This window comes from Pinirhizobacter soli, assembly GCF_015905305.1.
GTDB classification, from domain to species: domain Bacteria; phylum Pseudomonadota; class Gammaproteobacteria; order Xanthomonadales; family Rhodanobacteraceae; genus Pinirhizobacter; species Pinirhizobacter soli.
On record NZ_JADZLQ010000001.1, the window covers coordinates 496,052 to 519,722 of the forward strand.

The window sequence follows — 23,671 nt, forward strand, 5'->3', positions numbered from 1 at the left end:
GGTTACTCATGATGCGAAAGCCTGAAAGAAGAACCGCCTCGAGGGAGGCGGTCTTCGTGGGGTGCCTAGTCGAGGCGGTAGTTCGGCGCTTCCTTGGTGATCTGCACATCGTGGGGATGGGCTTCCCGGACGCCTGCGGATGTCACCTTGACGAACTGCGCCTTGTGCCGGACGTCATCGACCGTGGGCGTACCCAGGTAACCCATCGATGCGCGCAGGCCGCCGATCAGCTGGTGGATGATGTTGCGCAGCGGGCCGCGGTAAGGCACGCGGCCTTCGATGCCTTCGGGAACCAGCTTGTCGGCGTCGGCCTCGTCCTGGAAGTAGCGATCCTTCGAGCCCAGCTGCATGGCGCCAATGGAGCCCATGCCGCGGTAGCTCTTGTAGGAGCGTCCCTGGAACAGTTCCACCTCGCCCGGGGCTTCTTCGGTACCGGCGAACATGGAGCCGAGCATCACCGACGAGGCGCCGGCGGCCAGGGCCTTGGGGATGTCGCCTGAATAACGGATGCCGCCATCGGCGATCAGCGGGATTTCGTCCTTGAGCGCCGTGGCGACCAGGTCGATCGCGGTGATCTGCGGCACGCCGACGCCGGCAACGACGCGCGTGGTGCAAATCGAGCCCGGGCCCACGCCTACCTTCACCGCATCCACGCCAACGTCCAGCAGCGCACGCGCCGCTTCGCCGGTGACGATGTTGCCGGCCACCACCTGCACCTGCGGGTAGTGTTTCTTCACCCAGCCGGCGCGGTCGATCACCGTCTGCGAATGGCCATGGGCCGTGTCGACCACGATGACGTCGACGCCGGCATCCACGAGCGCGGCGACGCGCTGCTCGGTGTCACCGGCCACGCCCACGGCCGCACCGACCAGCAGGTGTTCCTGCGCGTCCTTGGCGGCATTGGGATTATCCGAGGCCTTCTGGATGTCCTTGACGGTGATCAGTCCGCGAAGCTGGAAGGCGTCGTTCACCACCAGCACTTTCTCGATGCGGTGACGGTGCAGCAGTTCGAGCACCGCCTGGTGGTCTTCGCCTTCGCGCACCGTTACCAGGCGCCCTTCGCGGGTCATGATGTTGCGCACCGGATCGTCGTGCTTGCGCTCGAAGCGCAGGTCGCGGCTGGTAACGATGCCGACCAGTTTTTCGCCGTCCACCACCGGCACGCCGGAGATGTTGTGCTTGCGGGTGAGCGCGATCACGTCACGGATGGAGGTGTTTGGATCCACCGTGATCGGGTTGCGGATGACGCCGGCCTCGAACTTCTTCACCAGGCGTACTTCGGCGGCCTGCTGTTCCCACGAGAGGTTCTTGTGGATGATGCCGATGCCGCCGTTCTGCGCCATGGTGATGGCCAGGCGTGCCTCGGTGACCGTATCCATGGCCGCCGAGACGATGGGGATGGCCAGGCGAAGGCCGCGGGTGAAGCGCGTGGAGGTGTCCACGTCGCGCGGCATGGTCGTGGAATGACCGGGTACCAGATAGACGTCGTCGTAGGTGAGAGCCTCGGCGAGGATGCGCATGGCGAGTGTTCCCGCGGGTAAATCACGCCATTGTACGATATTGCGGCCCCGCATGCCGCAGTGCGTCACGACAGCGGCACGATCCCTGCTCCGTCGCGGGCTTCGGCCGCTTCCAGGGTGTTTTCCATCAGCGTGGCGACCGTCATCGGCCCCACGCCACCGGGCACGGGCGTGATCCACGAGGCGCGGCGGGCGGCCGGCTCGAACTCCACGTCGCCCACCAGGCGGCCGTCTTCCAGGCGGTTGATGCCCACGTCGATCACCACCGCGCCTTCCTTGACCCATTCACCCTTCACCAGCCCCGGCTTGCCGGCGGCCACCACGAGGATATCGGCCTGGCCGACGTAATCGGCCAGCCCCTGCGTGAATTTGTGGCAGCTGGTGGTGGTGCAGCCGGCGATCAGGAGCTCCAGGCCCAGCGGGCGGCCCACGTGGTTGGACACGCCCACGATCACCGCGTGGCGGCCGCGCACGGGGCGGTCGGTATGGCCAAGCAAGGTCATCACGCCTCGCGGCGTGCAGGGGCGCAGGCCGAAGCGGCGCAGGGCCAGGCGGCCCACATTCACCGCCTGGAACCCATCGACATCCTTGCCCGGGTCGATGCGGTCGACCAGGGCGTCCTCGTCGATATGCCGCGGCAACGGCGACTGCACCAGGATGCCGTGGACGGACGGATCGGCGTTGAGGTTGTCGATGAGCGTGATGACTTCTTCCTGTGTGGTGTCGGCGGGAAGATCATAGGCGTAGGAATGGAATCCGACCTGCTGGCAGGCCTTGCGCTTGTTGCGCACGTACACGGCGGATGCGGGATCTTCGCCCACCATGACCACGGCAAGGCCGGGCGCGGGGCGGCCATCGGCCACGCGGCGGGCAACGCGCCGGCCGATATGTTCAAGCAACTCCTGGGCGATGCGCTTGCCGTCGAGGATGCGTGCAGTCATGGGCCTGGCAAATGCGGGAGAGTCGGACATTATCGCAAAGCTTCGACGTCGCGGTAACCGGTAAAGCGGGCATCGGCGCCACAGCCCGGGCACGCCGGGTCGCGTGGCAGGAGAATCTGGCGAAAATGCATGCCTAAGGCATCGTAGGTGAGCACCCGGCCCACCAGCGGTTCACCGATGCCCAGCAAGAGCTTGAGCACCTCGGTGGCCTGCAACAGGCCAATCGTGCCCGGCAGTACGCCAAGGACGCCCGCCTCGCTGCAATTGGGCGCGTCCTCCGCGGCGGGCGGTCGGGGAAACAGGCAGCGATAACAGGGGCTGTCGTCACGGCGCGGATCGAACACGCTTACCTGGCCTGAAAACCGCTCCACGGCGCCGTAGACCAGCGGAATCTTCAATCGCAAGGTGGCTGCGGCGAGCAGATAACGCACGGAAAAATTGTCCGCGCCATCCAGCACCACATCGTGGCCTTCGATCAGGCTCTCCACGTTGGCTGCCTGCAGCCGCTCGGCTTTCGCCGTGACGGCAATCAAGGGATTGAGTTCAAGCAATTGCGCACGCGCGGATTCGACCTTGGTCATGCCGATGCGATTGTCGGCGTGCACCACCTGGCGGTGCAGGTTGCTACGTTCCACCCGATCGTCATCGATGAGGGTGAGATGACCCACGCCTGCACCGGCGAGGTAGAGCATGGCCGGTGCTCCCAGGCCGCCGGCACCGACGATGACCACCTTCGAGGCTGCCAGGCGCGTCTGTCCGGCGACGCCCACCTGCGGCAGGATCACCTGCCTGGCGTAGCGGTCGGCGGCGTCGGTATCGAGCAGCCCCGCGGCCACCGGCAGACCCTCCCCGCTCCATCGGGCGAAGCCACCGGCCACGGATGCGACATCCCGGTAACCCATGTCGAGCATCGTGGCCGCAGCCAGCCGCGAGCGAACGCCGGTGCCGCAGATCAGCAGGACCGGTGTTGCCAAATCGGGAACCAGGGCCGCCGTACGCGTCGGCAGGAGACCCCGTGGAACTCCCAAGGATCCTTCGGCCACCGAAGCGCGTTCGTCGTCTTCGCGTACATCGATCAGCACCGCGCCCTGCCCTTGCCGAACCTTCGCTTCAGCCGGCGTAACCTCGCGCACATCGATGCGCGGACTGGCGGGCGACGATGGCAGGTGGCTCATGCTGTCTCCGGAGGGTTATTTCTCGCGGCGTTTGGCGTTGCGGATCATCCGCTGGCGCTTTTGCTTCTGGCTGTCGGTAAGCACGTTCTTCTTGCCGGCGAACGGGTTCTCGCCATCCTTGAAGTCGATGCGCACAGGCGTGCCTTCCAGCTTGTAGCGCTTGCGGAAGAAGCCTTCAAGGTAGCGGCGGTAGGCTGGCGCGATGTGCTTGGTACGGCTGCCGTGGATCACGATCGTGGGCGGGTTGGAACCGCCCGGATGGGCATAGCGAAGCTTGGGCGCATGGCCGCGGACCAGCGGCGGCTGGTAGCCCTCGTAGGCCTGCTCGAGCGTACGGGTGAGGTCGCTGGAAGTGAGTTGGCGCGTGGCGGCGGCGTGGGCGCGTACCACGGCCCGCATCAGCTCGCGCAGGCCCGAACCGTGAAGCGCGGAGATGAATACCGTCTTGGCCCACTCCACGAACGCCAGTCGGCGCTCCAGCGCGCGCTTGCACTGCTCGCGCGCGTAGTTGTCCATGTCGTCCCACTTGTTCACGCAGATCACCAGCGCGCGGCCTTCCTCGATGGCGTGGCCGATCAGGGTGAGGTCCTGGTCGGCGAGGTTCTCGCGGGCATCGATCAGGATCACCGTTACCTGGGACGCAGCAATGCTTTGCAGAGTCTTGATAACGCTGAATTTCTCCACTGCCTCTTCGACACGGGCACGGCGGCGGACGCCAGCGGTGTCGATCAGGGTGAACAGCTTGCCGTCGCGTTCGAGCGGTACACGGATGGGATCGCGGGTGGTGCCGGCAACTTCCGAGACGATCAGGCGGTCTTCGCCCAGCAGGCGGTTGATCAGGGTGGACTTGCCGGCGTTGGGACGGCCGGCGATGGTGACGCGGATACCCTCGTCGGACAGGCCAGGATCGGCATCGTCCTGGTCGGGTGGCAGCATCGGCAGCGTGGCGGCGATCAGCGCATCCACACCGCGCCCATGAGCGGCCGACAACGGCAGCGTGTGGGCAACGCCAAAGCGCGCGAACTCGGCCAGGGCGGTGGATTCATCCACGCCGTCGGTCTTGTTCACGCCCACGATCACGGGCTTTCCAGAGCGGCGAAGCTCATCGAGGATGGCGGCGTCCTGCGGAAGCAGGCCATCGCGCGCGTCGACCACGAAAACCAGCACATTGGCCTCGGCCACGGCCAGGCGCACCTGCTGCGCCGTCAGGCCCTCGATACCCTCGTCGCGGCCCGACAGGCCGCCGGTATCCACCAGCACGAACGAGCGCTCGCCCAGCCGGCAGACGCCGTAGTGGCGGTCGCGGGTAACACCCGGCATATCCGCCACGAGGGCATCACGGCTGCGCGTGAGTGCATTGAAAAGAGTCGACTTACCAACGTTCGGGCGGCCGACCAGGGCAACGACAGGCAACATGGCGGCGCGTTTCCGAAGGGATCTTAAGGTGCGGCGATGCGATAGGCGCCGATATGACCCTCGACATCTTCCACGTAAACGGTATTGCCCACGACCACCGGCTGCGAACGGATGGCCTTCTTCGACAGGCGCTCGCGCGCAACGATCTTGCCATCGGAGCTGGCGAGCCAATGCACGTAGCCTTCAAGGTCGCCCACGACGATGTAGTCGTTCTGCGCGGCAGGACCGGTGAGCCAGCGGTACTTCAGCGCATCCTGCTTCCACATGTCGGCGCCACCGCTCTTGTCGAAGGCCCACAGGTTGGATTGTTCATCCACGCCGTACACGGCATTGCCATGCACGTCGATCGAGGTATAGCTTGAGAACGGGCGGTTCCACAGCGGGCGGCCGCTGGGGCCGTCTACCGCAGTGAGCTGGCCGTGATAGGCCGCCGCGAACAGCGTGTTGCCGTCGAGCACCACGGCACCGTCGGCGTCGTTCAGGCGATCGATCTCGGTGCGGCCTTCGCCGCTGGACAGGCCCTGTTCCCAGAGCTTCTCGCCGTTGTCCATGCGCAGCGCCACGATCTTGCCGTTGTCGCTGCCGAAGAACACCACGCCGTTGGCCACCAGTAGCGGGCCATTGCCACGCAGGCTCAAGGTGGGCACGGCGGTCTGGTCGTAGGCCCAGCGGCGTTCGCCGGTGGACGAGTCCAGGCCGTACAGGCGGCCGTCGGCGGTGCGCACCACGACCAGGTTGCCGACGATGGCAGGTGCCGTGATCACCTCGGAGGTCACCTCGGCCGTCCAGCGCTTGGAACCGTCTTTCGCACCCAGACCATAGACGTGGCCGTCGAGCGTGCCGACCACCAGCAGGTCGCCCGCCACCGTGGGACCGCCCGCCATGAAGGCGTCCGGACGCTTCTTGTCACCCCAGCCGAACCAGCCGTGGGTGCGCGACTTCTGCCGCCACACGGTCTTGCCGGTGTTGGCATCGATGGCGATGAGGTCGCCATCGGCGCTGGCGGCGTAAAGCACGCCATCGACCACTTCAGGCTGCAGGCGGATGCCTGTCTTGACCGCGCCATCGCCCACGCTCGACTTCCACAAACGCTCGACTTTCAGCGTTGGCGTGATGTCGGTGAGCTTGGTCGGCGGCTCAATGTTTTCTTTCTTGGCGTTATGGCAACCAGCCAGGACGGCGACGGACGCCAGAGCAGCCACTAGGAGGAACCGTTTCATGCACCCTGCTTTCCGGCCACGGCCAGATCGTCAATCTTCAGTTTCACCACGCCGCGTTGCGGCGCGCTGTCGTCCATCGAGGCTATCGCAGCCTGGTAGGCCTTGCGGGCTTCGTCGATGCGTCCTAGCTTGACCAGCGCATCGCCGCGTAGTTCCTGCGCAAGGGAAATGTAGGCGCCCTTGGGCATCGTATCGAGAGTGGAAAGTGCCTGGTCGGCGTGGCCTGCGGCCAGGCGCACCTGGGCGGCGCGCAGCTGCACCAGGCCCTTCACTGCATCGTCCGTCGCGTGCGCCTGGGCCCAGTCCAGGGCCACCTGGGCCTTGTCCAGCTGGTTGGCCTCGGCCGCTACCCGCGCGCGATCAGCGGATGCGAACACAGCATAGGTGGTGTCGGTGAACTGCGTCTGCAGGCGGTCGATGCCGGCATCGGCCTCGGCGGCCTTGTTGGTGGCCAGTGCCACCTGGACCTGTTCATACAAGGTGGCAGCTTCGGCGTCGTGGTCGGCGCGATGGCTCTTCCACTTCTGGTAGCCGAAGATCAGCAACAGGCCCAGGACAATGCCGACGATGATGGAGACGCCGTTCTGTCGCAGCCACTGCTGGATGCGTTCGCCCTGTTCGTAGTCGTCGTATGAATCGAAAGACATGCATGCACCGTGGAGGGGACTGTTCGAAGCCCCGCGCGCCCGACGTGGCGGGCAGGAATACCCGCCGGATGCGCGAAAAGCGCACCCGGCCAGGTGAATGAACAAGGATACCTTAAAAGCCGGCGACGCGGCCGGGGGCCGCGCGCAAGGGATCAGTTGTTGGTCGTTGCCGGCGGCGTGCCGCCCACGGCCTGGGCCTGGCCATCGCGGACATCCACCTTGAAACGGGCAACGTTCGCCCGGCGGAAGCTGTCCAGGGCCACCGGCTTGCCGTCGACCGTGGCCTGGGCGCCCGTGGCGTTGCCGATGCGCACGTCCATGCTGCCGTCGCTGCGGTAGCTACGCGTGGTGCCTGCCGGCAGCAGGCCGTACTCAAGCCGCGAGCCATCGGCCGCAAGAACCTCGACCCAGCTGGCCGAGGGCACGGTGAGCGAAAGGGTATGGCTGCCCTGGCCCGCCACACTACTGGCATCGGGGACCGGGACATCCACCTTGGCCGCGGCGACGCGGTTGTCCATGTTCGGGAAAAGCGCCATCGAGGCCAGCAACGGCTGCTGGTCGTCCATCGGCGTCGGTGCCGGCGGCCGGGCGACGGGCGCCGCGGCAACGGCCTTGGCTCCTGCGCTGGTGCCGGACGTGGCCGGGACGGTGTCCTGCTGCGCCACGGGTGAAGCGTCCAGCGGCGCCAGGCGGGCCAGATCGCGGTCGAACGTGCCGCGCACGCCGAACCAGATCAGCGGCACCACGATGACGGCGGTGAGCACCACGTACTGGGCCGCCGTCATGTAGCGATCGAGCAGGTAGCGCGAATGCGAGATGCCGCCGGTGACCACCAGGGTGGGCTGCTCCGATTTCGTGCGTTCGATTTCCTCGGCGATGGCAGCTTCGTCCACGCCCAGGAAACGGCCGTACTTGGACAGATACCCCGCCAGGTACACCTGGTAGTCGATGCCGCCGTATTCGCCGGCCTCGAGCTGGCGCAGCAGCCGCGAAGGCAGGCGCAGTTGATGGGTGCAGGCCGCGATGTCCAGGTGCCGGGCCTCGCGCGCCGCACGGAGGCGGTCGCCAAAGCGCGGCGCAAAGACCACCGATTCCTCAAAGCGATGCTCCGCCACAGCAGGCGTGTCCGGGGCTGCCTCCACGGGCGCCTCCGGTACCGTCTCGCCGTCTGCCGCCCCCGCGGCATCGGCACGGAACAGGTCTTCGTGATCCTGGTTACCGTTCATATTGGGCTTTTTCGTGTTCATTGACGTGCAGTCGCGTCCGTGGCGCGCGCCTGTTCCGAATCCGGGAACTGTGTGCGTAGCCGCCTGATGTAGTCCTGGGCACCCTCGCCATTGCCCAGACGGAGCTCGATATCGTGACCGAGCTTCAATGCATCCGGGCTGCTCTGTCCTGAAGCTTCGTAACGCTGCAGGAAAGCTCGTGCGCGGAATGCATCGTTTTTAAGGTACAGCACATGTGCCAGCTGATACAGCGCCTCATTGTTGCGGGCGTTGCGAGCCAGCGCCTTGCGGAAATCGATCTCAGCGGTGTCGTACTGGTTGGACTTGAGCTGACACGTGCCGGCGTTGGTCAGCGCCACATCCGGCGTGTCGTAATAGGGATCGAGCACCGCCCGGTCGAAGTACACCTGGGCCTCGGCAGCCTTGCCCGACTTGCACAGGAAGACACCGTAGTTGTTGTTCGGGGCGCCCTTTTTCGGCTCCAGATCCACCGCGCGCTTGTAGTGGATGGCAGCGTTCGCGTCGTCGCCAAGGCGCTCGTAGAGCACTGCGATCACCGTGTGCGCCGGGGCGTACTTGTCGCTGAACTGCAGCGCCTTGGTGAGCTTCTCCATCGCATCCTGGAACTGGCCGTTCTGCATGTACTGCTGGCCGAGTTCGGTGTGGATGCGCGCGCCTTCCAGGGCACGGTCTTCCTTGGTGCTCTGCTTAAGATTCAGGTGGTCGGCGTTCAAGGCGTCTTTCGGCACCGGCGGCGGCTTCGGCTGCGAGTGGCACGCGGCCAGCAGCAGTGTTGCGCCCAATAGCCATGAACACTTACGCAGCATGGTTGACCCCGTCTTCCAGACGCTTGCGGAACTCCGCCTGCCGGCGGGTGCGGTCCATTACCTGTCCCTTCAACTGCCCACAGGCGGCGTCGATGTCGTCGCCGCGGGTACGGCGCAGCATCGTCAGCACGTTGGCACTGAGCAGCTGCGTCTGGAAATTGTGGATCGCATCCGGCCCGGAACGCTCAAAACGCGTACCCGGGAATGGATTGAACGGAATCAGGTTCACCTTGTTGTGGCCCGGCAGCCGGCGCATGAACTTGATCAGCTGGCGAGCGTGCTCGGGCTGGTCGTTCACGCCCTTCATCAGGGTGTATTCGAAGGTGATGTGCGTGCGCGGCTTGCGGGCGATGTAGCGCTCGCAAGCGGCGGCAAGCTCGGCGATCGGATAGCGCTTGTTCAGCGGTACCAGTTCGGTGCGAAGCTCGTCGTTGGCGGCATGCAGCGACACCGCCAGCGATACGTCGCTTACGGCCGAGAGCTTGTCGATCATCGGCACCAGGCCCGCGGTGGACAAGGTGACGCGCTTGGACGCAAGGCCAAAGCCCAGGTCGTCGCGCATCAGGCTCATCGCCGCCACCACGTTGTCGAAATTCAAGAGCGGCTCGCCCATGCCCATCATCACCACGTTGGTGATGCGGCGTTGCTGGTGCGGAACGTTGCCCAGGTGCTTTGCCGCCACCCACACCTGGCCAATGATCTCGGCGGTGGAAAGGTTGCGGTTGAAACCCTGGGTGGCGGTGGAGCAGAACTGGCAATTGAGGCCACAACCAACCTGCGAGGACACGCACAGCGTGCCTCGCGTGGGCTCTGGAATATAGACCGTTTCCACCGCATTGCCGCCATCCATGCCCAGCAGCCACTTGTGCGTGCCGTCGATGGCGGCCTTGTCCAGCAGGGTGTTCGGCGGACCGATGTAGCAGGCTTCCTCGAGCTTGGCGCGCAGCGCCTTGCCGACGTCGGTCATGTTGCCGAAGTCGCTTTCAAGGTGGTGGTAGATCCACTTCATCACCTGCTCGGCGCGATACGGCTTCTCGCCCAGCTGCGCGAAGAAATCACGCAAGCCCTGGCGATCGAAGTCGAGCAGATTGACTTTGCCTTGGTCGGTCACGTCGATACTCAGCGGGAAAGGACTTCCGTCGAAGCGAAGAAGTAAGCAATCTCCACTTTGGCGGTATCAACAGCGTCCGAACCGTGTACGGCATTGGCGTCGATCGAATCGGCGAAGTCGGCGCGGATGGTACCGGCGTCGGCCTTCTTCGGATCGGTTGCGCCCATGAGGTCGCGGTGCTTCAGGATCGCGCCTTCACCTTCGAGCGCGGTGATCATCACCGGGCCGGAGATCATGAAGTCGACCAATGCCTTGAAGAACGGACGCTCGGCGTGCACAGCATAGAAACCTTCAGCTTCGGCACGCGAGAGCTGCTTGAACTTGGCGGCCACGATCTTCAGGCCGGCTTTCTCGAAACGGGCATAGATTTCGCCTATGACGTTCTTGGCGACGGCATCGGGCTTGATGATGGAAAGGGTGCGCTCCAGCGCCATACGGGTACTCCGGGAAGAAAAGTTTAGCCAGCCCCTAGGGGAACGATGTCAGTAGCTTGCAACGAAATGCATAAGTAATTACGTACTTAGCTCACGAAATGTTGACAGATTCTAGCTGATTCGCAAGGGGTTTCCATGGCCGTTCCATGACGTTTGACCCAGATGGGGCCAGGGGCGTATTCTCAAACGATCGTTTGATTCGAACGCTTGGGATCGGTCCATGAACTCCTCGCCCTTCTCCACCAAGGAACGCATCCTGGGCGCGGCGGAGAGCCTGTTCGCCACCCATGGCTTCGCCGGGGCCTCGCTACGGCAGGTCACGGCCGCCGCCAAGGTGAACCTGGCAGCGGTGAATTACCACTTCGGCTCGAAGGACAAGCTGATCGAGGAAGTGTTCCGCCGGCGCCTGGACGAGCTCAATACCCGCCGCCTTGGCGCCCTGGGCCACCTGGCCCAAAAGCCCGAAACTACCCTTGAAGCCGTGCTCGAAGCGTATATAGGGCCTGCCCTGGACCTTTCACGCACCGGCGGTGGCGGGGCGGCCTTTGTCCGCGTGCTGGCCCGGGCCTATGCCGAGCACAACGAAACCTTGCGCAAGTTCCTCTCGGAGAACTACGGCCACGTCCTGCGCCAGTTCGCCGCCGAGTTCCAGCGCCTGCTGCCCGCTTTAAGCAAGGAAGAGCTCTACTGGCGGCTGGATATCGTCACTGGCGCCCTCACCTACGCCATGGCCGACTTCGGCATCATCCAGCGCAAGAACGAAGTGGCCGAACAGGCCCATCGCGAGCAGGCGGCCGACCACCTTGTGCACTTTGCCGCCGCGGGCCTGCGGGCCCCCTCCCCCCATCCGGCGCCCCGGGGCTGAGTTATTCGCCCCGACCGCCTTTGCCTTGAAAACGCATCACCGGAGAACACCATGACCGCAACACCATTACGCATCCGCAAGGCCGCCGTGCTGGGCGCGGGTGTCATGGGCGCGCAGATCGCCGCGCACCTGACCAACGCAGGCGTCGAAACCGTGCTGTTCGACCTTGCCGCCAAGGAAGGTCCCAAGAGCGGCATTGCGCTCAAGGCCATCGACAACCTCAAGAAGCTCTCGCCGGCCCCGCTGGCAGTGAAAGACTTCGCCGCGGCCATCATCCCGGCCAACTACGACGAACACCTGCCCCTGCTGGTCGATGTGGACCTGGTGATCGAGGCGATCGCCGAACGGATGGACTGGAAGCTTGATCTCTACAAGAAGATCGCTCCCCACGTATCGGCCACCGCAGTGCTCGCCAGCAACACCTCGGGCCTGTCGATCAATGAACTGGCCTCGGCGCTGCCCGAGGAGATGCGCCACCGCTTTACCGGCGTGCATTTCTTCAATCCGCCGCGCTACATGCACCTGGTGGAGCTGATCCCCACCAAGCTCACCGAAGCCAGCGTGCTGGCAGGCCTGGAAGCCTTCCTTACCACCACGCTCGGCAAGGGCGTGGTGTATGCACGCGATACCCCGAACTTCATCGGCAACCGCATCGGCGTGTTCTCGATGCTGTCCACGATGTACCACACCGATAAATTCAAGCTCGGTTTCGACGTGGTCGATGCCCTTACCGGTCCTGCCGTGGGCCGCCCCAAGAGCGCCACCTATCGCACCGCCGACGTCGTGGGCCTGGACACCATGGCCCATGTGATCAAGACCATGGCCGACACCCTGCCCGACGACCCGTGGCACTCGTACTTCAAGGCACCCGCCGTGCTCGAGGCGCTGATCGCCAAGGGCGCACTGGGCCAGAAGACGGGCGCCGGCTTCTACCGCAAGGCCGGCAAGGACATCGTGGTGCTCGATCCTGCCAAGCAGGATTACGTGCCCAGCGAAGCGAAGGTGCAGGACGAAGTCGCCGCGATCCTTGCCATCAAGGATCCGTCGGAGAAGTTCGCCAAGCTGCGCGCATCGAACGATCCGCAGGCGCAGTTCCTGTGGTCGGCGTTCCGCGACCTCTTCCACTACAGCGCCTACCATCTGGGTGACATCGCCGAAACGGCGCGTGACGTCGACCTTGCCATCCGCTGGGGCTACGGCTGGAAGCTCGGTCCCTTCGAGACCTGGCAGGCCGCAGGCTGGCAGCAAGTGGCGCAGTGGATCGACGAGGACATCAAGGCCGGCAAGACCATGAGCAGCGCACCGTTGCCGGCGTGGGTCACCGATGGCCGCAAGGGCGTGCACGGCAAGGACGGCAGCTGGTCGGCCGGTGCCGGGGCTGACAAGCCCCGCTCCACGCACCCGGTGTACAAGCGCCAGCTGTTCCCCGATCCGATCCTGGGCGAGTCGGCCGACAAGGGCACGACCGTGTGGGAAAACGACGGCGTGCGCCTGTGGACGCTTGGCAACGACGATGTCGGCATCGTGTCGTTCAAGACCAAGATGAACACCGTGAACGACTTCGTGCTGGACGGCGTGCAGGAAGCCGTGCGCCAGGCGGAATCCAAGCTTCGCGCCGCCGTGCTGTGGCAGACCGGCGAGCCGTTCTCGGCCGGTGCGGATCTGAAGGGCGCGCTGGGGCTGCTTAAGGAAAACAAGATCGCCCAGTTCGAAGCCATGGTGTCCAACTTCCAGGCCACCAGCATGAGCATCAAGTATTCGCTGGTGCCGGTGGTGGCGGCCGTGCGCGGCCTGGCGCTGGGCGGCGGCTGCGAATTCCAGATGCACTCGGCCCGTACCGTGGCGGCGCTTGAAAGCTATATCGGCCTGGTCGAGGCAGGCGTGGGCTTGTTGCCCGCCGGTGGCGGCCTGAAGGAACTGGCCGTGCGCGCCGCGCGCCTGTCGCCGGAAGATCCGTTCGAAGTGCTGAAGAAGGTGTTCGAGACGATCGCCATGGCGAAGGTCTCCGGCAGCGCGATCGAAGCCAAGCAGCTGGGCCTGCTGCGTCCGGACGACGTGGTGGTGTTCAACGCCTATGAACTGTTGTACGTGGCCAAGCAGCAGGCGATCGCCCTGGCCGAGTCGGGCTACCGTCCGCCGATGCCGGGCCGCGCCATCCCCGTCGCCGGCGATGTGGGAACGGCGACCTTCAAGGCCTCGCTTGCCAACCTCGCCGAAGGCTATTTCGCCTCGCCGCACGACATCCTCATTGCCTCGTCGATTGCCGACACGCTGTGCGGTGGCCGGATCGAACGTGGCTCGACGGTGGACGAGGAATGGCTGCTGGCGCTGGAGCGCAAGCACTTTGTCGCCCTGGCCCAGACGGAAAAGACCCAGGCGCGCATCGCGCACACCATGACGACGGGCAAGCCGCTGCGGAACTGATGCGCATCGCGCACACCGCCACGACTTCCCCCTTCTATCCAGGATAAGACCATGAGCAAGCAAGTCCAGGACGCCTACATCGTCGCCGCCACCCGCACACCGGTGGGCAAGGCGCCGCGCGGCGTTTTCCGCAACACCCGCCCCGATGACCTCCTCGCCCACGTGATCCGCGCCGTCATCGAACAGGCCCCGGGCATCGACCCGGCGCTGATCGCCGACGCCGTGATCGGCTGCGCCATGCCCGAAGCCGAGCAAGGCATGAACGTGGCACGCATCGGCGTGCTGCTGGCAGGCCTGCCCGATGTGGTGCCCGGCGTCACCATCAACCGCTTCTGTTCCTCTGGCGTGCAAGCCATCGCCATGGCCGCCGACCGCATTCGCCTGGGCGAAGCCGACCTGATGCTCGCCGGCGGTACCGAGAGCATGAGCATGGTGCCGATGATGGGCCACAAGATCGCGATGAACCCGGCCATCTTCGAGAACGACGAAGACCGTGCGATCGCCTTCGGCATGGGCATCACCGCTGAAAAGGTTGCCGAGCGCTGGAAAGTCAGCCGCGAAGACCAGGATGCCTTTGCCCTGCAGAGCCACCAGCGCGCCCTCGCCGCCCAGGCTGCCGGCGAATTCAACGACGAGATCACCCCGTTCCAGCTCGATGACCGCTACCCGGACCTTGCCAACCGCAGCGTCAAGGAAGATCGCCGGATCATCACCATGGATGAAGGCCCCCGCAAGGACACGAGCCTGGACGTGCTGGGCAAGCTGAAGCCGGTCTTCCGCAACGGCCAGTTCGGCGGTTCGGTCACGGCGGGCAACTCCTCGCAGATGTCCGACGGTGCCGGCGCCCTGCTGCTGGCCAGTGAAAAGGCAGTGAAAGACCACGGCCTCACCCCGCTGGCCCGCTTTGTCGGCTTCGCCGTGGCCGGCGTGCCGCCGGAGATCATGGGCATCGGCCCGAAGGAAGCGATCCCGCGTGCCCTGAAGCAGACGGGCATGACCCAGGACCAGATGGACTGGATCGAACTGAACGAGGCCTTCGCCGCGCAGGCGCTGGCGGTCATCCGTGACCTGGGCCTGGATCCGGCCAGGGTGAACCCGCTCGGCGGCGCCATCGCCCTGGGCCACCCGCTGGGCGCCACCGGTGCCATCCGCGCCGCCACGTTGATCCACGGCCTGCGCCGCCGCAAGCAGAAGTACGGCATGGTCACCATGTGCATTGGCACCGGCATGGGCGCCGCGGGCGTGTTCGAGGCCCTGTAAACGGCCAAGGGGGCGGTTGACACCGCTACCGCCCCCGCTTTGCTACCCTCGGGGTCTTAAGGAGAGGGAACGCATGAACAACGAGCTGGGCATCTACACCATCGACACCGGTTTCAGCCGGGACATTTTCGATGCGGCCTACCTCGTCACCCACGGCGGCCGCGGCGCCTTCATCGACAGCGGCACCAACCATTCCCTGCCCCGCTTCATCGATGCGCTTGACCGCGCCGGGCTTACCGTCGGCGACGTCGACTGGCTTATCCTCACGCACGTGCACCTGGACCACGCCGGTGGCGCCGGCAAGTTGCTGGCGCAACTGCCCAACGCAAAACTGCTGGTGCATCCGCGCGGCGCGCGGCACATGGTCGATCCTTCGGTGCTCGTTGCCGGCGCGACCGCTGTCTACGGCGCCGACGAGATGGACCGCAGCTACGGCTCGCTCGTGCCCGTGCCACAGGAACGAGTGGTCGAAGCGAACGACAGGCATGAGATTGACGTTGGCGGCCGCAAGCTCGTTGCCGTGGAAACGCCCGGGCATGCCAAGCACCACATCGCCATCTGGGATGAAATGACGCGCTCGTTCTTCACTGGCGACGTGTTCGGCCTTTCCTACCGCGAGTTCGATTCGGCCAAGGGTCCGTTCGTGCTACCCACCACCTCACCGGTGCAGTTCGAACCCGAGGAACTGCATGCCTCGATCGACCGTCTGCTGTCCTACCAGCCGCAGGCGATGTACCTCACCCACTACGATCGCGTGGAAGACGTCGAGCGCCTGGGCGAAGACCTTCACGAACAGATCGACCAGATGACCCAGATCGCCCGCGACCGCCACGGCCGCCCCGATCGCCACGCCGCCATCGTGCACGCCCTGGGTGAGCTGTACACCGCCCGGGCGCGCAAGCACGGCGCGCCGCTGGATGCCTCGCAGGTACGCAAGCTGCTGGCCAACGATATCGAGCTCAATGCGCAGGGGCTGGAAGTCTGGCTCGATCGCAGCGCGAAGTAATTTCCACGCAACTGGCGCTTACGGGGTCAGAGTTTTACTCTGACCCCCAACACTCGTCACGCGAGGAGGCAGGAATGAAGACCAGAAAGCTCTTTGCGGCGCTCTTGCTTCTTGCCTTTGCGCCACTGGCCTACTCGGCCCCCAAACTAACCGCAACATTGAGTTCTCCAACCGACCTTTTTAAGGCGGCTAGCGGATACGTCACGCTAACGTTGGCCAATAACGGAGACTCGACGGCGCACGTGTTTTCGTATTCCACGCCGTTCTTCAACGACAACGATCCTCGCCTTGCCGGCGACCAGTTCAAGATCATTCCCCATTTTCCGACTCTTGGGACGCAGCTCTCCAAGGTCCCATACAGCGGAGAATACTTGCACCCGGTGCAACCCATGGCGAGCATGTTCCTGCTGTTGCAACCGGGGCAGAGTATGTCGGTCACTGTAAGTTTGTATCCGGACTACCAGATACAGGCCGGTCAGCACTTACTGGTTACATTCTCCATGATGACCGGCTGGCCGCCCGAGATATACGACGTTGGTAGCAAAGCTGATTTCGCTCAAGAAACACTTCATGAGGTCACGAGCAACACGTTAGACATCACTGTCTTGCAGACCCCGCCTGGAAGTTAGGCACGCGATCGAAGTTTGAGGATGCTTCCATCGAAATTGGCGTCGAACTTTACGACCATTCCGATGGAACCGCGCGCTCGCTTCGTGGAACATATTCGCGTTGCCGGTACATCGGCAACCGGGTTTAAGACCCCGTCGCATGTACAAAAAGATCGGGTACCGCAGGCGCGCTTGCGGTACCCGAGATTTGCCGCGCAATTCTGGCGGGCGGTCAGGCGGACGTAAGTCCGACCGTTTGTACGTGCGCGGGTCTTAACCTGGCTCGCCCGCCACCTTCCCCATGATCCACGGGTGGCATCCCCTCCTGGCGCGCCAATGCTGGGCGGATGAACGCAGCGGATGAGTCGAAACATCCCGACTGTCTACCACGTGACAGCCCCACGCATCGGTCGCGCGGGAGTAGCAACCCGCCTCGTTCATCCGCCCGGATCCGCCCTTCGTTATCGACTGGGCGTACCGAGTCGCCAAGCGTGACTTCTACTCACCCTGGGGTATTTCCATCTCCCGTTTGTCGCGAACACACGAGGGATAGCACCAACGCGCGATAACCGGCGCGCCAAGGATCAGCACAAGACCCATCAACAGATGGACGACTGACTGGTTCACGTAAGCCATGGCCAAGTAACCGGCATTGGAGGCATAGCCTTCATGGATGTCGAACCAGGTGACAGCCATTCCGATGCCCTCCACGAGCTGCCACACGCCAATGCAGCGAAGTACCAGCGCAAAAATGACCAACGGACTCATGCTTCTTCCCCCCGGATGAATGAGGGCCGAGCGTACTTGGGTGCCTGCGGCTGAGACAAGCGCCACGCCCTCCCTGGGTTCGCTATGCGAGCCGCGTACCGTTGGGCACGGGCCGCTCCACGGCAGTCAGCACCACGCCTTCGTCTGTAGGGAATCCGGTTAGCAGGAACTGCGACCGAAACGGGCCGATTTGCTTCTCGGGAAAATTGACCACGCCTACTACCTGCCGGCCGATGAGTTCTTCCGGTGTGTAAAGTGACGCAATCTGCGCGCTGGTCTTGCGCTCGCCATACGGGCCGAAATCCACCCACACTTTCAGCGCCGGTTTGCGCGCCTCGGGAAACGGCTCAGCGCGCACCACGGTGCCGGCGACAATCGCGACCTTCTCGAAGTCACCCCAGCTTATTTCTTCCATCATCCCTCCATGCGTCGCTTGAGCCAGTCGCGCGACTGTTCATACCAATACGTGGCCTGCGCGCCGGCATAGCCCATCGGGCGCCATGCACGCTCCAGGCCAAAGGCGGCGTGGTCGTCCACGACGCTCTCGCCGGCAACGATCGCCTGCGCCAGGCGCTCGCCTGCCGCGCACGTGGGCGCCAGGCCGTGGCCGCCAAAAGCCTGCGCGTACCACAGGCCGTCCGGTTGCCGACCCACCTGCGGCATCTGGTGGCGGGCATAGCTCATCAGGCCCGACCAGGCGTAGTCGATGCGTGCGTCGGCCAACTGCGGATACACATGAAGCATGTCCCGGCGCAGCAGTTTCTTCACCGCCGCGGGCGAGCGGTCGCGCACCGAGATGCGGCCACCCCACAACAGGCGCGTGTCGTTGAGCGGGCGATAATAGTCGAAGGCGAAACGCGTGTCGTAGATGGCCGCACGCGTGCGGATGCAATCGTTCAGATGATCACCAAGGGGCTCGGTCACCATCACATAGGTGGCGATGGGAAGGATCGCTCGGTCGATGCTGCGACGCAGCCCCGCAAGGTACCCACCGCAGGCAAGCACCACGTGCTCGGCGCGCAACTCGCCTTCCGGCGTGCGGATGATCCAGCCAGCACCGTCGCGCTTGATCGAGCGCACGCGGCTGTCTTCGTGGATACGAACGCCGCGCGCGGCGGCGGCATCGGCCAGGCCGCGGGCATAGGCCAGTGGATTCAAGTGAAGCGCGTTCGCCTCATACAGGCCATCGTGATAGCGGCGGGTGCGCAGCCATTCGGAAAGGTCGGCCGCAGGCAGCCAGTGCCACTGTGCGTTGAAGGTGGATTCAAGCAGGCGCTGGCGACGACGAAGCACTTCCGGGTCGCGGAACCAGTTCGCCCAGACCACGCCCTTGTCCACCAGGTCGCAGTCGATACCGTACTGCCCCACACGCTGGCGGATCAGGTTCACCGCGTCCACGGTGCGGGCGTAAAGCCTTGCGGCCTGCTGCTCGCCGACGCGTCCGATCAGCGATTCCTCGCCCAGCGAATACCCGGCGAACACGAAGCCGCCATTACGCCCCGACGCACCGAAGCCGATGTGCTGGCTCTCAATCAACGCCACGTCCGTTATGCCGCGCTCGGCCAGGCCAAGTGCCGTGTTGAGCCCGGCGAAGCCCCCACCCACGATGGCCACGCGTACATCGGCACGCCCTTTCAAGGGCGCCCTTGGGGACACTTCCCCGGCGGCAACGCGGTAATAGGATGGTGGCGTGGCAAGCATTCCCAACGAGCATAGCGCGCTATGATCCGGCTGGCTCACCCGCTAAGGGATGCACCATGCGCCAGGTTGCCCTTGCCCTCGTCTTCGCAGGCCTCGCCATGACCGCCAACGCCGCCGAAACCGAAGTCCACGTCGATAGCCCGATCGGGCCGCTTGCAGGCTCGCTGGTACAACCAGCCCATAGGCCTGCCAAAGCCGCGGTGGTGATCCTGCCGGGCTCGGGTCCGACAGACCGCAATGGCGACAATCCCATGGGCGTGAAGGGCGGGCCCTATCGCCAGCTAGCCAACGCGCTGGCCGAGCAAGGCATCGCCAGCGTGCGCGTGGACAAGCGCGGCATGTTCGGCAGCCGCCACGAAGGATTCAATCCGAACAACACCACCATCGACGCCTATGGCGAGGACACGCACGCCTGGGCTTCGTTCCTGGCCACCGCCACCAAGCAGCGCTGCGTGTGGCTGCTGGGCCATAGCGAAGGTGTGCTGGTGGCCGAGATCGCTGCCCAGAAGCCTGAAGGCATCTGCGGACTCATCCTGATTTCAGGCGCTGGCCGGAAGGCAGCCGACATATTGATCGAACAACTCAAGGCGAATACTGCCAATGCCCAGTTCCTGCCGCAGGTGCTGCCGGTGATCGAGGACTTGAGGCAAGGCAAGCGCGTGGAAGCCTCGAAGATACCGGCACCCTTCCAGCCTCTCTTTAAGGAAGACGTTCAGCCTTACATCATCAACTGGTTCCAGAAGGATCCCGTAGCGTTGCTGAAGGCCTACAAGGGCCCGGTGCTCGTAGTGCAGGGCGACAACGACCTGCAGATCAACATGACCGACGCCCATGCCCTGGCGGGTGCCAGGCCGGGCGTGGAATTGAAGGTGATTCCCGGCATGAACCACGTCTTGCGCCATCCCGCCGAAGGCCAGGCGGCGAACATCGCCAGCTACGGCGATACGTCCATGCCGCTGGCGCCGGGGCTGGTGGATGCCATCGCTGGTTTCATTGCGTCGGCCAAACCTTAGTCGCCCAGGCCAATGCGCCGGTCGTACTGCTGCTTGCGCACGATCGACGCCTTGATCCGCCGGGCATCGCGATGCAACGGATTGATCAGGATGTTCCATTCCTCCGGCACGATCACCGAGGGCACGCATAGGAGCGCGCTGGCGCCGCCCTTGGCCCATGCCTCGCCCAGGTCCAGCGAGGTGAGACTCGCAGGTTCGGCGTCCCATCCTTCCGGAGGATCGGCCACGATCGCTGCATCGAGCAGCTTCTGGGGAATATCCAGCGCCACGATGTAGCGATTGAGCGGCAGGCTGCCGCTGCCCAGGTGGGCCATGGTTTCGAGCACCGCGAGGGAAATCGTGGACGAGGCGTAGACCATCGGCGTTCCGACGCGATTCCATCGACCGCCCACGGCCGCCGCACCGGCACCGGAAAGATCAGTGGCTGCGTAATCCCGGGTATGGGAGGTGATGCGAAAAGCGTTGCTCACGCATAGACGCCCGCTTGCGCCTGGCGCAGCAACCGGGCCACTTCCTCCTGGCCGGCCGCGGTATCAAGCATGTCCGCTGGCGTGCGGCCACCGAGGGCCGGCACCGGTATCTGGATCCAGCTGCCCAGCCACTGGGCAGCGTCGAAACCCTCCGGCTCGCCACTTTCCTCCACCATCGACTGAACCAGCCCTACCAGGCGCGCCACGCCCATCACGCGCTCGCTTTCCAGGCGACCGAGCAGTTCATCATGCTGTGCCTTGCGCTTCATGGTGGAGTGCGGCAGCCCGAGGTTATCGAGCAAGGTGGTTTGCGGAAGACGCAGGGAAGCTGCCAGGTTGACGAATACCCGGGGCGAGAGCCCGTGGCGGACACTCTCGGCACGCTCCAGGCTGCCGGCGCGCTCGATCACCATGAAGGCGCTGCCGTCCAGGTCCATCTGGCCGCTCATCAACCGGGCGAACATCGCCTGCTCAGCGCCGGCCACGCGCTTTCCCGCGCGGCGCGTTGCGCGCAGCGGTGTGGCAGAAGTGGTAAGGCTGCCCCGCTTGCGGCGATTGTCGGTCGAGGCCATGGCGTAGCTCCTTTGGGCCTTTATATTAGCCCAATCAAGACATTCGGGCAAACAGACCGTTTACTGCGTCACCGCAACGTCAAGTGGCCGGCTGTCGCTTCGCCCGTGGTCGTCCACCACGCGCACCAGGAAGTGCCCTACCCGCTCGGGCTGCCACAACAGCGCGTCGCCTGCCTTGGACTTGCCAAGGTAGGCGTCGTCGATGAACCAGTACAACTCGTGGGCATCGGCATCGCTGGTAGCCGAGAAACTGATCTGCTCCGTGCCCAGGCGCGAGACACGCATGGTGTAGGTAGTGCCGCGCATCGGCGAGGTGATCCTCGGCGGCGAGCCGTCCGCCTGTCCTGCCCCCTGGCAGGCGGGCAGCACTGGCGGTTGACGGCGGGGAATTCCCGCTTGAGCGAACACGCGTTGCAGGTCCGTCGGCCAGTATTCGAAGACTTCAGTGCGTATATGGCGCGGATCGTACGGCGGGCACGCCGGCTGGTTGGTGGTGGTATCGAACACCACAGCGCGATGGATGGTGCTCACCCGGATCGGCGACTTGCCTGGGATGAACCATGTGGTCCCTGTTTGCGGGCACCACGCATTAGGCAGGTCGCCGCTGGCGAGGCAAATCGACACCTTCGCAAGGTTGGTCGGATTGCGCCGAATAGGCTCGGCAAGCGCCGGGTTCTCCGCGCGCAGGGCATCGGCGATCTGGAAGAACAAGGGCGCCGCCGCATCCACACCGACGAAGGCCGGATTACCCTGGCCGTCGAAGTTGCCGATCCAGACGATCAGCACATACGGGCCGAAACTCCCGGCCGTCCAGGCGTCGCGAAAACTCCAGGAGGTGCCTGTCTTCCAGTACACCGGCAGGCGCGAAGGCTGCGCTGTCACTACATCATCCGGCCGCGGGTTCTGGCGCAGGATGTCCATGACCATGAAGCTGGCTTCGTCGCTGAGCATCCGCGTGCCGGGCGACATCGGGTCGGTCGATAGCGTGCGCAAAGCTTTTAGCTCACCCCGGTTGGCGAGCATCGCGTACAGGCCCGCCAGCTCCTGCATGGTCACTTCACCTCCGCCAAGCACCAACGCCAGGCCATAGTGCTGCTCGCTCGCCATGCGGCTGATGCCGGCGTCCTTCAAGAACTGATACAGCGTGGGGTTGTTCAGCCGCGAGGCCACGTACACCGCGGGGATATTTCGGCTGCGAATCAGCGCCTGCGTGGCCGTGACGGGACCCAGGAACCGTCCGTCGAAATTCTCAGGCGTATACGGACCGAACGCCGACGGCACGTCACGCAGCACGGTCTGCGGATGCAACACGCCCTGGTCGAAGCCCAGGCCATAGATGAAAGGCTTGAGCGTGGACCCGGGTGAACGCTTGGCCTGCGTGCCGTTGACCTGCCCCTGGATCGACGAGTCGAAGTAGTCGGCCGAGCCCACCATGGCCTTGATGCCCATGTCACGGGTATCTACCAGCAAGGCCGCCGCATTGCGGATGCCACGGTCACCGCGATGGGCTACGTAGCTGCGCAGCTGGCGCTCCAGGCTGCGCTGCAGGCGCAGGTCCAGCGTGGTCGTCACGCGCATGTCGGAGCCACCGGTCATGCGACGCGTGGCCAGCACCTGTTCGACAAAATGCGGTGCTTCGAACGGCAGTTGCGACAGCGGGCGCAAAGCCAGCGGCAAGGCGAATAGCGGTCGTTGCGCGGCAGCCTCCGGGTGGATTCTCACCCACCGCTCGAACAGGCGGTTGCGCGATACGCTCAGCCACCGATTGATCACCGCATCGCCGCTTCCGCCCGTGGCCTGCAGGCGACGCGTAGGGTCCTGCGGGATCACGGCCAGGGCAAGCGCCTCGGGAAGGTTCAAGGCCGACGGCGACTTGCCGAAGTAGGCCAGGCTTGCCGCGCCCACGCCTTCCACGTTGCGCCCGTACGGCGCGTAGTTGAGATACGCCTCGAGGATGTCGTGCTTGGAGTAGCGCAACTCCAGCAACATGGCGGCCCACGCCTGATGCAATTTGCCGCCCGGGGTACGCGTGTTGAGCCCGTACATCAACCGGGCCAGCTGCATGGTGATGGTGGAGCCACCTTGCGGGTTGCCATGGCGAACGTATGTAACCCACGCGCCGCGCGCCAGGCCCCAGGCGTTGACGCCCGGATGCCAGCGGAACCAGCGGTCCTCGTGCAGCAGCACGCCTTCAACCACGGGCGGAGCGATGTCTTCCAGCGGCACCCACAGCCGATAACGCTGATCACTGGCAAGCGTCAGGCGCAGCAGGCGGCCGTCGTGGTCATAGACTGCCGTTGATGAAGGCAGCCATTGGCGAAGCGGCTCGTGCGGCCACAGCCGGAACCCGACGGGAACGGCACAGACCAGCAACAACGCAACCAGGACGTTGTGCCACCGGGGAAGACGCAGGCGTTTCATCAACCTTCTTAAGGCCAGGTGCCCGTCGCCGGGCACCTGGCATCAC

The 23,671-nt window shown here is 64.7% G+C and carries 22 protein-coding genes; 6 read left to right on the forward strand and 16 right to left on the reverse strand.

Annotated elements, in window-relative coordinates; translation table 11 throughout:
• Positions 1 to 65: 65 nt before the first annotated feature.
• The 10 genes from guaB to ndk all read right to left on the reverse strand — a co-directional run bounded on the left by guaB (position 66) and on the right by ndk (position 10,517).
• Entirely contained in the window at positions 66 to 1,520 is a 1,455-nt protein-coding gene (gene guaB / locus NDK18_RS01855) for an IMP dehydrogenase (RefSeq protein WP_250622808.1), read from the reverse strand.
• A gap of 65 nt (positions 1,521 to 1,585) precedes the next feature.
• Positions 1,586 to 2,461: a bifunctional methylenetetrahydrofolate dehydrogenase/methenyltetrahydrofolate cyclohydrolase FolD gene (folD, locus tag NDK18_RS01860; RefSeq protein ID WP_250622807.1), complete on the reverse strand. Its 876-nt coding sequence runs from the start codon at positions 2,459 to 2,461 to the stop codon at positions 1,586 to 1,588.
• A 29-nt stretch (positions 2,462 to 2,490) separates the two neighbouring features.
• Complete coding sequence (moeB, locus tag NDK18_RS01865; protein ID WP_250622806.1) at positions 2,491 to 3,636, reverse strand: molybdopterin-synthase adenylyltransferase MoeB; 1,146 nt, start codon at positions 3,634 to 3,636, stop codon at positions 2,491 to 2,493.
• Positions 3,637 to 3,651: 15 nt separating this feature from the next.
• Positions 3,652 to 5,052: a ribosome biogenesis GTPase Der gene (der, locus tag NDK18_RS01870; RefSeq protein WP_250622805.1), complete on the reverse strand. Its 1,401-nt coding sequence runs from the start codon at positions 5,050 to 5,052 to the stop codon at positions 3,652 to 3,654.
• Positions 5,053 to 5,075: 23 nt separating this feature from the next.
• Positions 5,076 to 6,272: an outer membrane protein assembly factor BamB gene (gene bamB, locus NDK18_RS01875; protein WP_250622804.1), complete on the reverse strand. Its 1,197-nt coding sequence runs from the start codon at positions 6,270 to 6,272 to the stop codon at positions 5,076 to 5,078.
• Positions 6,269 to 6,919 (reverse strand): YfgM family protein, encoded by a 651-nt coding sequence (locus tag NDK18_RS01880; RefSeq protein ID WP_250626946.1) that lies wholly within the window; start codon positions 6,917 to 6,919, stop codon positions 6,269 to 6,271. Before NDK18_RS01880 ends, bamB begins: the two co-directional genes overlap by 4 nt.
• Positions 6,920 to 7,071: 152 nt before the next feature.
• A complete protein-coding gene (locus NDK18_RS01885) occupies positions 7,072 to 8,145 on the reverse strand; it encodes a helix-turn-helix domain-containing protein (RefSeq protein WP_250626947.1) in 1,074 nt (357 codons plus the stop codon).
• Positions 8,146 to 8,162: 17 nt separating this feature from the next.
• Positions 8,163 to 8,972, reverse strand: coding sequence for a type IV pilus biogenesis/stability protein PilW (gene pilW / locus NDK18_RS01890; protein ID WP_250622801.1), 810 nt, complete (start codon positions 8,970 to 8,972; stop codon positions 8,163 to 8,165).
• Complete coding sequence (gene rlmN / locus NDK18_RS01895; protein ID WP_414692726.1) at positions 8,962 to 10,095, reverse strand: dual-specificity RNA methyltransferase RlmN; 1,134 nt, start codon at positions 10,093 to 10,095, stop codon at positions 8,962 to 8,964. Before rlmN ends, pilW begins: the two co-directional genes overlap by 11 nt.
• A complete protein-coding gene (gene ndk / locus NDK18_RS01900) occupies positions 10,092 to 10,517 on the reverse strand; it encodes a nucleoside-diphosphate kinase (protein ID WP_250622799.1) in 426 nt (141 codons plus the stop codon). Before ndk ends, rlmN begins: the two co-directional genes overlap by 4 nt.
• Before the next feature lie 220 nt (positions 10,518 to 10,737).
• Here ndk and NDK18_RS01905 point away from each other — a divergent pair, with 220 nt between their 5' ends.
• The 5 genes from NDK18_RS01905 (at position 10,738) to NDK18_RS01925 (ending at position 16,701) form a co-directional block, all read left to right on the forward strand.
• A complete protein-coding gene (locus NDK18_RS01905) occupies positions 10,738 to 11,382 on the forward strand; it encodes a TetR/AcrR family transcriptional regulator (RefSeq protein WP_250622798.1) in 645 nt (214 codons plus the stop codon).
• Between the two features lie 51 nt (positions 11,383 to 11,433).
• Positions 11,434 to 13,806, forward strand: coding sequence for a 3-hydroxyacyl-CoA dehydrogenase/enoyl-CoA hydratase family protein (locus NDK18_RS01910; RefSeq protein WP_250626948.1), 2,373 nt, complete (start codon positions 11,434 to 11,436; stop codon positions 13,804 to 13,806).
• Between the two features lie 51 nt (positions 13,807 to 13,857).
• On the forward strand, positions 13,858 to 15,066 hold the full coding sequence (locus NDK18_RS01915; RefSeq protein ID WP_250626949.1) for an acetyl-CoA C-acyltransferase: 1,209 nt from the start codon (positions 13,858 to 13,860) through the stop codon (positions 15,064 to 15,066).
• Between the two features lie 73 nt (positions 15,067 to 15,139).
• On the forward strand, positions 15,140 to 16,072 hold the full coding sequence (locus NDK18_RS01920) for an MBL fold metallo-hydrolase (protein ID WP_250626950.1): 933 nt from the start codon (positions 15,140 to 15,142) through the stop codon (positions 16,070 to 16,072).
• Between the two features lie 74 nt (positions 16,073 to 16,146).
• The gene (locus NDK18_RS01925) at positions 16,147 to 16,701 is read left to right on the forward strand and encodes a hypothetical protein (RefSeq protein ID WP_250622794.1); all 555 of its coding nucleotides are present in this window, start codon (positions 16,147 to 16,149) and stop codon (positions 16,699 to 16,701) included.
• A gap of 477 nt (positions 16,702 to 17,178) precedes the next feature.
• Here the strand turns inward: NDK18_RS01925 and NDK18_RS01930 are convergent, their stop codons facing one another.
• From NDK18_RS01930 to NDK18_RS01940, 3 genes are all read right to left on the reverse strand, one after another.
• On the reverse strand, positions 17,179 to 17,448 hold the full coding sequence (locus NDK18_RS01930; RefSeq protein WP_250626951.1) for a hypothetical protein: 270 nt from the start codon (positions 17,446 to 17,448) through the stop codon (positions 17,179 to 17,181).
• A gap of 82 nt (positions 17,449 to 17,530) precedes the next feature.
• Positions 17,531 to 17,863 (reverse strand): tRNA-binding protein, encoded by a 333-nt coding sequence (locus NDK18_RS01935; RefSeq protein ID WP_250626952.1) that lies wholly within the window; start codon positions 17,861 to 17,863, stop codon positions 17,531 to 17,533.
• The gene (locus NDK18_RS01940) at positions 17,863 to 19,149 is read right to left on the reverse strand and encodes an NAD(P)/FAD-dependent oxidoreductase (RefSeq protein ID WP_425600635.1); all 1,287 of its coding nucleotides are present in this window, start codon (positions 19,147 to 19,149) and stop codon (positions 17,863 to 17,865) included. The genes NDK18_RS01935 and NDK18_RS01940 overlap by 1 nt, the downstream gene beginning before the upstream one ends.
• A 56-nt stretch (positions 19,150 to 19,205) precedes the next feature.
• On the opposite strand from NDK18_RS01940, the gene NDK18_RS01945 reads away from it, so the two are divergent.
• Positions 19,206 to 20,162, forward strand: a complete 957-nt coding sequence (locus tag NDK18_RS01945; RefSeq protein WP_250626954.1) for an alpha/beta hydrolase — start codon at positions 19,206 to 19,208, stop codon at positions 20,160 to 20,162.
• Here the strand turns inward: NDK18_RS01945 and NDK18_RS01950 are convergent.
• Genes NDK18_RS01950 through pbpC form a run of 3 tightly spaced genes read right to left on the reverse strand, consistent with a single transcriptional unit; the run spans position 20,159 to position 23,625 of the window.
• Positions 20,159 to 20,632 carry an RES family NAD+ phosphorylase gene (locus NDK18_RS01950; protein WP_250626955.1) on the reverse strand — a complete coding sequence of 158 codons (474 nt, stop codon included), beginning with the start codon at positions 20,630 to 20,632 and terminating at the stop codon, positions 20,159 to 20,161. The genes NDK18_RS01945 and NDK18_RS01950 overlap by 4 nt on opposite strands.
• Entirely contained in the window at positions 20,629 to 21,204 is a 576-nt protein-coding gene (locus tag NDK18_RS01955; protein WP_250622788.1) for an antitoxin Xre/MbcA/ParS toxin-binding domain-containing protein, read from the reverse strand. The genes NDK18_RS01950 and NDK18_RS01955 overlap by 4 nt, the downstream gene beginning before the upstream one ends.
• Before the next feature lie 60 nt (positions 21,205 to 21,264).
• Positions 21,265 to 23,625, reverse strand: coding sequence for a penicillin-binding protein 1C (gene pbpC / locus NDK18_RS01960; RefSeq protein ID WP_250626956.1), 2,361 nt, complete (start codon positions 23,623 to 23,625; stop codon positions 21,265 to 21,267).
• Positions 23,626 to 23,671 lie beyond the last annotated feature (46 nt).

Bases quoted from the DNA above. Each gene is read 5' to 3' on its own strand.
- pbpC (WP_250626956.1), bottom strand. From the start codon at position 23,625: ATGAAACGCCTGCGTCTTCCCCGGTGGCACAACGTCCTGGTTGCGTTG.
- pilW (WP_250622801.1), bottom strand. From the start codon at position 8,972: ATGCTGCGTAAGTGTTCATGGCTATTGGGCGCAACACTGCTGCTGGCC.
- NDK18_RS01905 (WP_250622798.1), top strand. From the start codon at position 10,738: ATGAACTCCTCGCCCTTCTCCACCAAGGAACGCATCCTGGGCGCGGCG.
- NDK18_RS01945 (WP_250626954.1), top strand. From the start codon at position 19,206: ATGCGCCAGGTTGCCCTTGCCCTCGTCTTCGCAGGCCTCGCCATGACC.
- NDK18_RS01915 (WP_250626949.1), top strand. From the start codon at position 13,858: ATGAGCAAGCAAGTCCAGGACGCCTACATCGTCGCCGCCACCCGCACA.
- ndk (WP_250622799.1), bottom strand. From the start codon at position 10,517: ATGGCGCTGGAGCGCACCCTTTCCATCATCAAGCCCGATGCCGTCGCC.
- NDK18_RS01880 (WP_250626946.1), bottom strand. From the start codon at position 6,919: ATGTCTTTCGATTCATACGACGACTACGAACAGGGCGAACGCATCCAG.
- NDK18_RS01925 (WP_250622794.1), top strand. From the start codon at position 16,147: ATGAAGACCAGAAAGCTCTTTGCGGCGCTCTTGCTTCTTGCCTTTGCG.
- NDK18_RS01935 (WP_250626952.1), bottom strand. From the start codon at position 17,863: ATGGAAGAAATAAGCTGGGGTGACTTCGAGAAGGTCGCGATTGTCGCC.
- guaB (WP_250622808.1), bottom strand. From the start codon at position 1,520: ATGCGCATCCTCGCCGAGGCTCTCACCTACGACGACGTCTATCTGGTA.
- der (WP_250622805.1), bottom strand. From the start codon at position 5,052: ATGTTGCCTGTCGTTGCCCTGGTCGGCCGCCCGAACGTTGGTAAGTCG.
- folD (WP_250622807.1), bottom strand. From the start codon at position 2,461: ATGACTGCACGCATCCTCGACGGCAAGCGCATCGCCCAGGAGTTGCTT.
- NDK18_RS01885 (WP_250626947.1), bottom strand. From the start codon at position 8,145: ATGAACGGTAACCAGGATCACGAAGACCTGTTCCGTGCCGATGCCGCG.
- moeB (WP_250622806.1), bottom strand. From the start codon at position 3,636: ATGAGCCACCTGCCATCGTCGCCCGCCAGTCCGCGCATCGATGTGCGC.
- NDK18_RS01955 (WP_250622788.1), bottom strand. From the start codon at position 21,204: ATGGCCTCGACCGACAATCGCCGCAAGCGGGGCAGCCTTACCACTTCT.
- bamB (WP_250622804.1), bottom strand. From the start codon at position 6,272: ATGAAACGGTTCCTCCTAGTGGCTGCTCTGGCGTCCGTCGCCGTCCTG.
- NDK18_RS01940 (WP_425600635.1), bottom strand. From the start codon at position 19,149: ATGCTTGCCACGCCACCATCCTATTACCGCGTTGCCGCCGGGGAAGTG.
- NDK18_RS01930 (WP_250626951.1), bottom strand. From the start codon at position 17,448: ATGAGTCCGTTGGTCATTTTTGCGCTGGTACTTCGCTGCATTGGCGTG.
- NDK18_RS01910 (WP_250626948.1), top strand. From the start codon at position 11,434: ATGACCGCAACACCATTACGCATCCGCAAGGCCGCCGTGCTGGGCGCG.
- NDK18_RS01920 (WP_250626950.1), top strand. From the start codon at position 15,140: ATGAACAACGAGCTGGGCATCTACACCATCGACACCGGTTTCAGCCGG.